The sequence below is a fragment of the Sphaerobacter sp. genome, assembly GCF_019683595.1.
GTDB lineage: Bacteria > Chloroflexota > Chloroflexia > Thermomicrobiales > Thermomicrobiaceae > Sphaerobacter.
This window is the reverse complement of the sequence record NZ_JADGHZ010000108.1, coordinates 1-11,908: the sequence shown is the minus strand read 5'-3', so window position 1 is coordinate 11,908 and position 11,908 is coordinate 1. Positions and strand designations below refer to the sequence as shown.

The 11,908-nt window shown below is 68.3% G+C and carries 9 protein-coding genes; 3 read left to right on the top strand and 6 right to left on the bottom strand.

All coding sequences use genetic code 11. The features are described 5' to 3' along the window. Positions 1 to 393: 393 nt before the first annotated feature. On the top strand, positions 394 to 1,323 hold the full coding sequence (locus tag IRZ30_RS11625; RefSeq protein ID WP_259656319.1) for a peroxiredoxin: 930 nt from the start codon (positions 394 to 396) through the stop codon (positions 1,321 to 1,323). Positions 1,324 to 1,468: 145 nt separating this feature from the next. On the opposite strand, the gene IRZ30_RS11620 is transcribed toward IRZ30_RS11625, so the two are convergent. From IRZ30_RS11620 to IRZ30_RS11595, 6 genes are all read right to left on the bottom strand, one after another. After that, the gene (locus tag IRZ30_RS11620; RefSeq protein ID WP_294085294.1) at positions 1,469 to 2,101 is read right to left on the bottom strand and encodes an MBL fold metallo-hydrolase; all 633 of its coding nucleotides are present in this window, start codon (positions 2,099 to 2,101) and stop codon (positions 1,469 to 1,471) included. 280 nt (positions 2,102 to 2,381) lie between these two features. Beyond that, complete coding sequence (locus IRZ30_RS11615; RefSeq protein WP_294085293.1) at positions 2,382 to 3,239, bottom strand: ABC transporter permease; 858 nt, start codon at positions 3,237 to 3,239, stop codon at positions 2,382 to 2,384. After that, the gene (locus tag IRZ30_RS11610; RefSeq protein ID WP_294085291.1) at positions 3,236 to 4,210 is read right to left on the bottom strand and encodes an ABC transporter ATP-binding protein; all 975 of its coding nucleotides are present in this window, start codon (positions 4,208 to 4,210) and stop codon (positions 3,236 to 3,238) included. The genes IRZ30_RS11615 and IRZ30_RS11610 overlap by 4 nt, the downstream gene beginning before the upstream one ends. A gap of 229 nt (positions 4,211 to 4,439) precedes the next feature. After that, the gene (locus IRZ30_RS11605; protein WP_294085289.1) at positions 4,440 to 5,630 is read right to left on the bottom strand and encodes a hypothetical protein; all 1,191 of its coding nucleotides are present in this window, start codon (positions 5,628 to 5,630) and stop codon (positions 4,440 to 4,442) included. Between the two features lie 4 nt (positions 5,631 to 5,634). Next, the gene (locus IRZ30_RS11600) at positions 5,635 to 6,219 is read right to left on the bottom strand and encodes a sigma-70 family RNA polymerase sigma factor (RefSeq protein WP_294085287.1); all 585 of its coding nucleotides are present in this window, start codon (positions 6,217 to 6,219) and stop codon (positions 5,635 to 5,637) included. A 286-nt stretch (positions 6,220 to 6,505) separates the two neighbouring features. After that, positions 6,506 to 7,666 carry a trypsin-like peptidase domain-containing protein gene (locus IRZ30_RS11595; protein ID WP_294085285.1) on the bottom strand — a complete coding sequence of 387 codons (1,161 nt, stop codon included), beginning with the start codon at positions 7,664 to 7,666 and terminating at the stop codon, positions 6,506 to 6,508. Positions 7,667 to 7,887: 221 nt separating this feature from the next. On the opposite strand from IRZ30_RS11595, the gene IRZ30_RS11590 reads away from it, so the two are divergent. Next, positions 7,888 to 9,282: a S41 family peptidase gene (locus tag IRZ30_RS11590; RefSeq protein WP_294085284.1), complete on the top strand. Its 1,395-nt coding sequence runs from the start codon at positions 7,888 to 7,890 to the stop codon at positions 9,280 to 9,282. Positions 9,283 to 9,878: 596 nt separating this feature from the next. Then, a complete protein-coding gene (locus IRZ30_RS11585; protein WP_294085283.1) occupies positions 9,879 to 11,771 on the top strand; it encodes a peptide ABC transporter substrate-binding protein in 1,893 nt (630 codons plus the stop codon). Positions 11,772 to 11,908: the final 137 nt, after the last annotated feature.

Genomic DNA, 11,908 nt, shown 5'->3' with positions numbered 1-11,908 from the left:
CACCCGCCCCGCCCCGGCGCGGGCAGGGGGACAGATGGTGCGAAGGATCCCGTGCCGTGGTGTGTGCTTGCCGATGGGTGGTGTGAGGATCTCCGGGTTGTGGTCGGTGCCCGGGGCTCAAGCCCCGGGCTGACAACGAAAGCCGGCTGAAGCCGGCTGGGGCGACGCAGGGCTGGCGCCTCGGCATGATGGACCCCGGCACCCGGCCGGTGCCCGGGGCTCAAGCCCTGGGCACCTACCCGGACGGTGGACACCGCATCACCAGGGCGCGAGCCCGATGTCCCCACTTGACACCGGCTGCCCTGGTGCTGGCACCGGGAGTGCGGCTGCGCTGGCGAGCCGCCGCGAGCGGAGACAATGTGACCTGTGCCGGCCCAGCAGATCGGAGCAGCTATGGAGTCGCTGGACCAGCCGATGGCGGCGGACCTCGCCGGTCCCGCGCCGCCCGGATACAACTACCCGCAGTTCACCACCGATGTCCTTCTCGACGACCTGCGTCGCACCGTCCGGGGTGGGCCGAAACCGGGGGAGCGTGCGCCGGACTTCGATCTCCCCACGACCGAGGGGCAGCGGGTGCGGCTGAGCGCGCTGCGCGGCCAGCCGGTGCTGCTCATCTTCGGCAGCGTGACCGATCCGATGGCGCGCGGTGGCCTGCCGTCGCTCAAGCAGCTCTACGCGGATGGCGGCGGAGGGATCGCCCGCTGGTTTCACGTCTACGTCCGGGAGGCGCACCCGGGGGCGAGCTTCCCGGCTCCGAAGACGGAAGCGGAGAAGATGGAGCACGCCCGTGCGTTCAAGGCGCTGGAGGAGATCCCCTGGCCGGTGCTGGTTGACGACCTGGACGGCACCGTACACCGGGCCTACGGTGGGCTGCCGAACGCCGCCTATCTGATCGACGCCGACGGCCTGATCGCCTTCAAGGACCAGTGGGCGTCGGCCGCGACGCTCAGCGTCGCGCTCGATGCGTTGCTGGAGCACGAGGGTCGCGCCGCGCCGGTCGCAGGTGGGGTGGAGCGGATGATGCATCTGCTCGGGCCGATGGCCTACGGCTGGTCGGCGATCCAGCGGGCGGGCGAACCGGCGACCCGCGATCTCTGGCGCACGGTGCCGCCGCTGGCTCTCCTGCTCTGGCTCGGCCGGTTCCTCCGCCCGGCGCTGGCGCCGCTGGTGGACCGGGGGCGCCCGCTCCCGACCGCGGCGAAGATGGCGGCCGCGCTGGCCGTGGCCGGTGGCGGCTGGCTGCTCCTGCGCGGGCGGGTCTCTTCTGAAGAAAAGAAAGAGGCGGACCAGGCGAAGGCGGCCATGCAGGAGCGACGGTCTTGAGGCCACCGGTGCCGGCGAAGTGGGCGCCTATCGCGTCGTGCGTGTTGCGTGTTGCGTGATCCGTGGGAGGGCCCTCACCCCCGACCTCTCTCCCAATTTTGGGAGAGGGGAGGAGACGGAACACGCAACACGCAACACGTCCCCCTCACCGGCGTGAGACGAGCTGGGTCATCCAGGCGCGCTCGGCGCCGATGGTGGTCTCCTGGCCGTGGCCGGGGTAGACGGTGACGTTGTCCGGCAACTGGAGCAGGCGCTGCAAGGTAGCTACCGTCTGCTGGACGCTGGAGCCCGGAAGATCGACGCGGCCGAACCCGCCGCTGAAGAGGGTGTCGCCACCGAAGAGGACGGCCGCGTCGGGCTCGTAGAGTGAGATCTGCCCTGGCGCGTGGCCCGGCGTGTGGAGCACCCGGAAGGTGTAGCGCCCCACCGGCACGGTGTCGCCGTCGCGGAGGAGTCGGTCCGGCGTGATCGCCGGCACCTGGACCGGGATCGGCATGGCCGGAGGGGTGGGTTTCTCCAGCAAGGGGACCGACTCCGGGTGTGCGGCGAGCGGCGCGCCGATGGCGGCCTTCAACTCCAGGGCGTCGAGCACGTGGTCCCAGTGGTGGTGGGTGAGCACGATCAGGCCGATCGTCAGCCCGGCGGCGCGGGCCGCGTCGACCAGATCGGCTGTCACGTCACCGGGTGCGTCAATGGCGATGGCCTGCCCGGACTCCTCGTCCCCCACCAGGAAGGCGTTCGTCTCGATCGGCCCGGCCGGGAATGCCTTGATGAACATCGGGGTCAGCCTCCGTTGAGAGTCACGCGTCGCTGGTACTGCGCATTGCGTGTTCCATGTTCCGTGCTCCGTGATGCGTGGGTGTGAGCGTTGGGGAGGAGTATAGCGCGGTTGCGGGCGGCGGCCCTCACCCCCCTGCCCCCTCTCCCAACTCTGGGAGAGGGGAGGATAACGGGCTAGCTATCAGGTGATACGGAACCGGCACACGCAGGATGCTCCAAGTTCCCCCCTCTCCCAAAGTTGGGAGAGGGGCCGGGGGTGAGGGCCGTCCCATCGCGCCTCACAAGTCTCGCCGCCGGAACACGAGCATGGCGCCGAGGAGGAGGATGAGGCAGTAGGCGATGGCGTACTGCACCGCGGTGGCGCTGGGAGGCACGGTCGTGCCGAGCGGGTTGGGCCCGGTGAAGCTGATCGCGATCTGCGGCTGGACGACGTAGCTGGCGAGCCGCCACATGCTGTCGCTCGGGAGCAGGATGCTGGTGGCGATGCCGATGTTGATCATCGTCTGGTTGCTGAGTACCGTGCCGATCTGCTCGACCAGCCCGCCGGTCATCGCCATGCCGTAGAGCATGAAGACGATGACGCCGTTGGCGATGGTTGAGAAGATGGTGCTGCCGAGCATGGTCAGCGAGAGCAGGATCATCGCCACAAGGACGATGAGGAGCATCCCCTGGATGATGTTCGGCGGGGTATAGCTGCCGATCAGGCGGGCGGTCAGCATGACCGAGCCGACCATGATGGCGATGTAGACCACCAGCATGCCGGCATAGCCGAGGTACTTGCCCAACACCAGTTCCCAGCGGGCGAGCGGCTTGGGGATGATCGCGTGCAGCGTGCCGCTGTCGATCTCGCTGGCGATGGCGCCCACCGCGGCGAAGATGGTCATGATGCCGGCGAGGAAGTTGACGGTGTAGAGGCCGAGCATCACCATCGAGCTGGCGAAGATCTCGTAGGTCAGGATCGAGCCGCCGCCATCAGCGGGGCGGCGCGCCTGCATCTCGTTCCACTCGCGCACCAGCAGGTGGAAGCCGAAGGCGTAGAGGGCAACGAAGACCAGACTGAGCGCCAGCACGCCCCAGATCAGCTTCCGCTGGAGCGCCTCGCGGAAGGTGAGGCGGGCGATGACGAGCGCCTTCACTCCGCCTTGCCTCCCTCCTTCTCGACCACGTCGAGGAAGACCTGCTCTAGCGTGCGCCGCTCGGGCATGACGCCGTAGACCCGCACCCCGCGCGCGACCAGGAGGTCCACCGCGCGGGCGATCGTCTCCTCGTCCGGCACGCGAGCGACGACGGTGGGCCGCTCATGCCCGTCGACGTGCTCGATGTGCACCAGCCGGCCGAGGTCGTCGAGCAGCTCCGGGTCGACCGCGCTGAGGCGCAGCTCGACCGTCAGATCGCGGCGCAGCAAGTCGGCCATCGGACCGATCGCGGCGACGCGGCCGTGGTTGATGATCGCCACACGGTCGGACACCGACTCGACCTCGCTCAGCAGGTGGGAGTTGAGGAAGACGGTCATCCCGGCCGCGCGCAGACGGAGGATAATGTCGCGCACGTCGCGGCGGCCGATGGGGTCGAGGGCCGAGGTCGGCTCGTCCAGGAAGACCAGGCGCGGCTCGTTGAGCAGTGCCTGGGCCAGTCCGATCCGCTGCTGCATGCCCTTGGAGTAGGTGCGGACCCGCTGCCGCCCGGCGTGGCTCAGGCCGACCAGTTCCAGCACCTCGGGGATGCGCCGCTGACGGTGCGCGCGCGACATCCCGTAGAGCTGGCCGTGGATATCCAGCAGTTCCTCGCCGGTCAGCCAGTCGTGGAAGCGGAACATCTCGGGGAGGAAGCCGATCTTGGCGCGGGCCGCGCGGTCGCCCAGCGGGCGGCCGAGCAGGCGGGCGGTTCCCGACGTCGGGCGAACCAAACCCATCAACATCTTGACCGAGGTAGTCTTGCCGGCGCCGTTGGGGCCGAGGAAGCCGAAGACCTCACCCTCTTCGACGCGGAGGGTCAGATCCTCGACCGCGACCCGATCCCCGTAGACCTTGCGCAGCCCGAAGGTCTCTACGGCAGGGGCCGTACCGGCCGGAGGCTCGGTTTCGGTGCGAACAGCAGTCTCTGTCATGGGCGTGAGTATGCCATACGGGGGATGGCCAATCGGGCCAAACACTTCGTCTCACGTTGAGCGTAGGCCAGCCTCAGGAGCGCGGCCCTCACCCCCGACTCTGCACCCAACCTTGGAGCGAGGAGGAACTCGGGTGGGATGGGCGAGTCTCATTGCGCCTGCTGTCTTAACGAAGCCGGGGCGGCGTCTATCACGCCGCCCCGGTGGGGTGGTTGCTGTGGGGAGGTGGTTAGGAATCCATCGATCCGGCGACGCGCATCACGTCGCTGCCGCTGAGCCCCTGGCCGGCCACGGCGTAGAGGATGCCGCCCTTCTGCCACAGGACCGCCGAGCCCTCCTTGGCCTCGATCAGCAGGGCCGGTGCGCCGTCGACCTTCTCCTGGCTGGTCTTGGCCCCGGCCGGGACCGGGATGATCAGCGTGTGCTGCCAATCCTGGACGGCGCGGATCTGCGCCACCAGCTCCGGCGGCAGGCCCGGGATGCTCAGCACCGCCTCGCGCAGCGCCTCGACGTCGACCGTGGACGGGATGTTCAGCACCGGGCTGGCCGTCTGGCCGACGATCAGGTGCTGGCCGTTGGCCTCGTAGGCGAGGACCGCCGACGGGTTGAGCTCGAGCGAGATCGTTACCTCCGGGGTCTGCGCCGGATCGGGCAGGCCGCCGGGCTTCAGGCTGATCGTGTTCAGGATCCGCTGTGCTGTGGCCACGTCGAGCGTGTACTCAGCGTGCCCGGCGTCGCCGATGTAGATCTGCGGCTGGCTACCCGCGAACGCCTGCGGCAGTTCGCTCGGCACGAGCATCGTGCCGCCAAGGTGCGCGCGAGCCTCGTCGATCGAGCCGGCGGGGCGCACGCTGTCGGCGTTCAGCGTGGTGCTGAAGCTGTCCATGCCCTTCAGGCCGGACATGATCTGCTGCTTTTCCTCCGGCGTCAGTTGCTTCGCCTGCTGTTCCATCTCGGGGGCGACCTGCTGCATCAGGTCCATCGGGATGGTGATCGCGGCGAACTGCCGGACCCGGAAGCTGTTCAAAATATCCTGCGCCAGGGTGCCGACCGGCGCGATGGCGATCACCGCCACCATCAGGGCGACGATGGCCACACTCGCCAGGGCGGCACGTCGTGGCGCGCCGAAGAGTCGTTGCATGAAGGAGACTCCTTCCATCGAAGCACGCGGTCGACGGTCACGCGCGACCGCCAGCCGCTGGTAGGCGAGAGCTGGGTCCGGGATGGGCTCGACCGGACCGAGCCGGGCGAGCAGCGATTCGGCAGCCTCGGCGTCGGCCTGGAGCCGTGCCAGGCGCTCCCGGCAGGCCGGGCAACTCGCCAGGTGGGATGCATGGACGCCCGCGTGGCGCTCCACCTCCGGCGCGTCGAGGAGCGCGCGCAGTTCGCCGTCGCTGAGGCATTGATCTCTCGTGTTCACCGACCTACTCCTCACCGGCGCCCGGGTTTCGTGCCAGATAGCGTGCGCGCAGGGCGCGCTCGGCACGCGCCAGCACGGTGCCGACCGAACTGGTGCGGATGCCCACCGCCGCCGCGATCTCGGCGTACGACACCCCCGAGTGGCGGAGGATGAGCACGGTGCGGTCGCGCTCCGGCAGGTCCGCAAGCGCCTGCCGCACCCGGGCCGCCGCGTCGCTCCGCTCGGCCTCCGCCGCCGGGTTGGGCGCCCCCGTCACCAGTGGCCGCTCCAGCCGCGCCCAGCGGAGCACCCGGTCCCGCAGCCGCCGTCGTGAGCGCACCGCGTTGAAGCCGAGGTTGCTGGCCACGCGGTAGAGCCACCCAGCCAGGTTGACGTCGGTCCCGAGCGGCACCGGCCGCTGGTAGAGCCGGAGGAAGACCTCCTGCGTCAGGTCCTCGGCCTCGTCGGGCGCGCCGGTGATCCGCAGCAGCACGCCGTACACGGTCGGATAGTAGCGACGGAAGACCTCGGCGAAGGCCTCCTCGTCGCCCGCGTGCAGTGCCTGAACCAGCGTCCCGTCCGAAGCCGCTGTGGCGTGCGATACGGTCACGTCTACGTTCCTCACGGCGCCGGGGCCGCGCTACCCGGGCGGCGCGTCCCCGCTCTACCCAACTAAACACCACCGCGGTCGGATTTGTGACAACTATGAGCAAGACCCTGGCCCGGCCACCGTGCGCGACGGGGCCAGCCGAGGTCCGGGGCCGAAGCTGGCTTCGCCGTGTCAGCCCGGCGGCTTGAGTCCCGGGCAGGGGCTGACCGCGTACGCCCGCATCATTCGTGAGACGAAAGAAAAGCCCCCTCTCCCCTGGTGGGAGAGGGGGTTGGGTGTGAGGGGATCACTTCCGATCCGCCTGGCTGCCGAGGGTCACCTCGACGTCGCGGCTCTGGCTGGACCCGCGGCTGCTCTGGACGGTGAGGGTGACCTTGTCTCCCGGCTTGTGGGCGTAGAGGACGTTGAGGAAGGGGTGCTCATCATCGAGGGTGGTGCCGTTGATCGCGGTGATCACGTCACCGGGCCGCAGGCCGGCCTTATCCGCCGGGCTGCCGGATGCGACCTCCATCACGAGCACGGGCTGCTCCGAATCCCGACTCGAGTTCCCGACGCGGGTGACCGGGCGGAAGCTGATCCCGAGGTACGGCCGCTCGACCCGACCCTCGGCAATGATCTGCTCGGCGAAGCGCTTGACGGTGTTGCTCTCGATGGCGAAGCCCAGTCCCTCGGCGCCGGGCTGGCCGAAGCCGCCGCGCACGATCGCGGTGTTCATGCCGATCACTTCGCCCGACATGTTGATCAGCGGGCCGCCGGAGTTGCCGGGGTTGATCGGCGCATCGTGCTGGATCAGGTGCTCGAGGCGGTAGCCCTGGCCGGTGTCGAGGCTGCGGCCGGTGGCGCTGACGATGCCGTCGGTCACCGTGTTGCGGAATTCGCCGAGGGCGCTGCCGATGGCGATGACCGAGTCGCCAGGCTTCACCTTGTCGGAGTCGCCGAAGGTGATCGTCGCCGGGACCTTCGCATCGACCTTGATGACCGCGACATCCTGATAGGGGTCGCTCCCGACGAGCGTTGCGGACACCCGCTCGCCGTCGCTAAAGATCACCTCCAGCGAATCGGCGCCGTCCACCACGTGGTTGTTTGTCACGATGTGGCCCTCTGTGTCGATGATCATCCCGGTTCCGGTCCCGGTGGCCTGTGTCGGGCCGAAGTCGCTGCGTTGTTCGCTGACGATCGTGACCACCGCCGGGTTCACGGCGGCGACGATCTCGCCGGTGGACTGGGTCGACGTGTTCGACGACGTGGAGCCGGAGTTGGTGTCGCTGGTGTCGGTGCTGCTTGTGGGGCTGCTCACGGCGGCATTGGCAACCGTGGCCTCGCTGTTGGACTGCGAGGCGTAGTGGTAGCCGGCGAGTCCACCGAGCAGGCCGCCGCCGATCAAGCCGATCAGCAAGGCGATGGCCATTAGGGCCACCGCTGGGAGGATGGATATCTGGCGTCGCATGGTGCTCGTACCTCCATCAGGACCTGGTGCATGCCGGTGGCCACGTGGGTCGGCAGGATGGCCACCTATCGGAAGGATGGCGTGGCTGGCTGAGCGATATCTGAAGCGATCCTGAATCGTAGCTGAAGCTGTGGCACGGTGCTGGCAAGGTGGTTCCGCAGCGAGTTGGTATGCTTGAGTTAGCTACTCGTCGATCCCCTCAGCCGGGGCGGAGGGCAACCATGGATCGTCCCTACGCGCATCACGACGCGCATCACGCCGAACCTCCCGAGCGTGACGGGCAGCAGCGGGTTACCGGCGATGACGTGCTGCACCCGTCGACGGAGGCAGAGCCGCGTCGACGCCAGGGCCGGAGCCTCGGCTTTCTTGTGCTGGCGGTCGTGGCCCTGTTCGCCGTCTTCACGACCGGCGTCGGTACCGGGCTCGTCCTCAACCGGACGCTGGCGACCCCGCCGGCTGCCACTGAGACGAACGGGGCACCCCGCGTGCTCGACGAGGTGTGGGCGCTGGTCCACGACCACTATGTGGAGCCGAGTAAGATCGACGATCGCCAGATGACGAACGGCGCGATCGACGGGATGCTCCAGACGCTCGGCGACGAGGGCCACACGCGCTACCTGCCCCCGGACCAGGTCGGGGCACACGATGAGACGCTCTCCGGGAGCTACGTCGGGGTTGGGATCCAGATCGAACTGCGCGACAACCGGGTTGTGGTGGTCGCGCCGCTGGACGGCTCGCCGGCTCAGGAGGCCGGGGTGCAGGCGGGCGACGTGCTGGTGCGGGTCAACGGGGAGAGCATCGCCGGCCTGTCGCTCGAGGAGGTGGTGGCGCGGGTGCGCGGCGAAGAGGGGACGACGGTCGATCTGGCCTTCGAGCGCCCCGGGCAGCAGGCGCTGGTGGAGGTCCGGCTGCGCCGGACCAAGCTGGAGCTGAAGGCGGTCGACTGGGTGATCCTGCCGAACGGCGTGGCCGACATCCGGATCAGCCAGTTCGTCCGTGGGACCAGCGACCAGCTCACGCAGGCGATCGATGCCGCCGAGGCGGCCGGGGCGACCAGCATCGTGCTCGACCTGCGCAACAACCCCGGTGGGCTGGTCGACGAGGCCATCCGCGTCGCCTCGGCCTTCTTGCCGCCCGAGACCACGGTCTTCAAGAGCCGGGTGCGCGACGGTACGGAGACGGTTCATATGACGGTGGCGACGGTGCCGCGGACCGACCTGCCGTTGGTGGTCCTGGTGAATGACGGCACGGCGTCAGCCGCCGAGATCGTCTCCGGTGCGTTGCAGCAGAACCACCGCGCCCAGGTGGTGGGCACATCGACCTTCGGCACCGGCACCGTGCTGAACCAGTACAGCCTGAGCGACGGCTCCGCGCTCCTGCTCGGCACCGAACTGTGGCTGACCCCCAATGGCGACCAGATCCGCGACGTTGGGATCAAGCCGGACTATCCGGTGGATCAGCCGGAAGACGCGCCCATCTTCATGCCGATCACCGGTGCACCGGTCAGCGACACGTTCGAGCAAGACGAGCAGCTCACCGCTGGATTAGCGGTGCTCCGCGGCGAGCTGCCACCTAGCGCCTCCATCCAGAGCGGCACCTGCCTGCACTGCGACTGAGGGCGAGGGGCGGCGCGCCCCCGCTTTCTCGACAACATCGAGCGCCGGCATCGTGCCCGCTTCCGCGCGTGGTTCCTCGTTATCACGAGCCTGCCCTGCGCGACCGCGACCGGTTGGGAGCGGCGTCCACGCACCCATACCAAGCCCGGCGGCCCGTTGACCATGAGCCGAGGATGCCGCGATTCTCCCGTGAGAAGTGAGCGGCGGCGAGTCCTTCAACGGGATGCAGGCGACAACATGTGTGCCGTGAATGTTACTCATCTCCTCGCACCCCTCTTCTCATTGCCACTGACTTGATGTACACTTGCGCCGACACCCTGTGGAAGTGGACTGGTGTGTGCGCGTCATTTTTGTTGCAGGGGCGATTGCGCGACCAGCACTAACATCGTTGTTGGAATGCGGAGGTGCGAGCGGAGGAGGTTGCGCCCCGCTGAGGCGATGATGATCGGAGGGGAGGTTGTTTGGCGAGTCCGGAGCGTCGTATCAGGTGAACCTGGCGTTCCGAGACTGGATGAGACTGTGATGGCCACAGTTGCCGAGGCCCTTCGATATCCCGGCACTGCGGGATTGCATCGGACACGAGGAGGAGGTCTTGGATGAGCAGCGACAGCCAGTTCGCTGATCTTCTCAAAGAAGCCACTGAGGGACGTATCAGTCGTCGAGACGTACTCAAGCGTGCGGCGGCCCTGGGGCTGACCGCGCCGGCGATCGCTGCGCTGCTGGCCGCCTGCGGCGGGAGCAGCGAGTCCGAGGAGACCCCGGCCGGCGGTGGCCAGTCGACCCAGCCTGCTGGTGGCGCCGCGAGCCCAACGGCCGGTAGCGGCGAGGGTACCGCGACCGAGGAGGCCGGCGGCGAGGCTGGCGGTCATGGCGAGCTGCGGCTCCTCTGGTGGCAGGCGCCGACGATTCTCAACGCCCACCTCTCCCAGGGTACCAAGGACTTCGACGCCTCGCGCGTCCACCTCGAGCCCCTCGCCGACTTCGACTCCGATTCCAACCTGGTTCCGGTGCTCGCGGCCGAGATCCCCGAGCTGGGCAACGGTGTGGCCGAGGACGGCATGAGCGTTACCTGGAAGCTCCGGCAGGGTGTGAAGTGGCACGACGGTGAGCCCTTCACCGCCGAGGACGTCAAGTTCACCTTTGAGTACCTCACCGACCCCAACACCAACGCCACAACCTACGGGAAATACACCAACGTCGAGTCCGTCGAGGTGATCGACGACTACACCGTCAAGGTGAACTTCAAGACCCCCGACCCGGCGTGGTTCAACCCGTTCGTCGGCCCGGAGGGGATGATCCTCCCCGAGCACATCCTGCGCGACTTCGTCGGCGAGAAGGCGCGCGATGCCGAGTTCAACCTGATGCCGATCGGCACCGGGCCGTTCAAGGTGGTCGAGTTCCGGCCGGGCGATGTGGTCGTCTACGAGCGCAACCCGGACTACTGGGATCCGGGTAAGCCGTACTTCGACAGAATCACGTTGAAGGGCGGCGGCGACGCGACGAGCGCGGCGCGGGCTGTGCTGCAGACGGGCGAGGCCGATTACGCCTGGAACATCCAGGTCGCGCCCAACGTGCTCCAGCCGATGGAGGCGGCCGGCATCGGCGAGATCGTGACCTGGCCTGGTGGCGGGACCGAGAAGCTGCTGATCAACCACTCGGACCCGAACACCGAGGTCAACGGCGAGCGCTCCTACTACAAGAACCCGCATCCGCACTTCCAGGATCTGCGGGTGCGGCAGGCGCTGGCGCTGGCCATCCAGCGTGACGTCATCGCCGACACCCTGTACGGCCCGGGCGGTTCGGCCACGGCGCTGACCATGAACGAGGTGCCGCCGCTCATGCCGGATGACGTCACCTGGGAGTACAACCTGGAGAAGGCGAACCAGCTCCTCGACGAGGCCGGCGCCGAGCGGGGCCCGGACGGCATCCGGGTGCTCAACGGTGTGCCGATGCGCTGGGTCTACCAGACGTCGGTCAACCCGGTGCGCCAGCAGACACAGGAGATCGTCAAGCAGTCGTGCGCGGAGCTGGGGATCGACATCCAGCTCAAGTCGATCAGCGCCGACGTCTACTTCTCCGGCGATCCGGGCAACCCGGACACGACCGGCCACTTCTACGCCGACCTGGAGATGTACACCAACAACGCCGAGTCCCCGTTCCCGGTGCTGTGGTACCGGCGCTACTACTCGCGGAACCCGGACACCGACATCTGCCAGAAGTCGAACCAGTGGGCCGCTGACAACGACATGCGCTACCAGAATCCCGAGTTCAACGATCTCTGGGATCAGGTGAAGCAGGAGATGGATCCGGAGAAGTCCACCGAGCTCTTCCTGCAGATGCAGCGGCTGGTCGCCACCGACGTGGCCGAGATCGGTGTCGTGGCCCGCAACAACGTCGCGGTCCGCAGCAAGGAGATCACCGGCCAGAACCCGACCCAGTGGGCGTCCGACCTCTGGGACGTCAAGAACTGGAAGCGGGCGTCGTCCTAGGCGGCAACGTCGGCTCTTTGCCCGCCGGGGTGGGGGTTATCCCCACCCCGGCTTTTCTTGTGTGCCGGCCCCCCGGGACCTGCCCGCCCCGCGGGTAGAATGGGCGGCGAGGAGGTGTACCGTGGGCGACTCGCGAC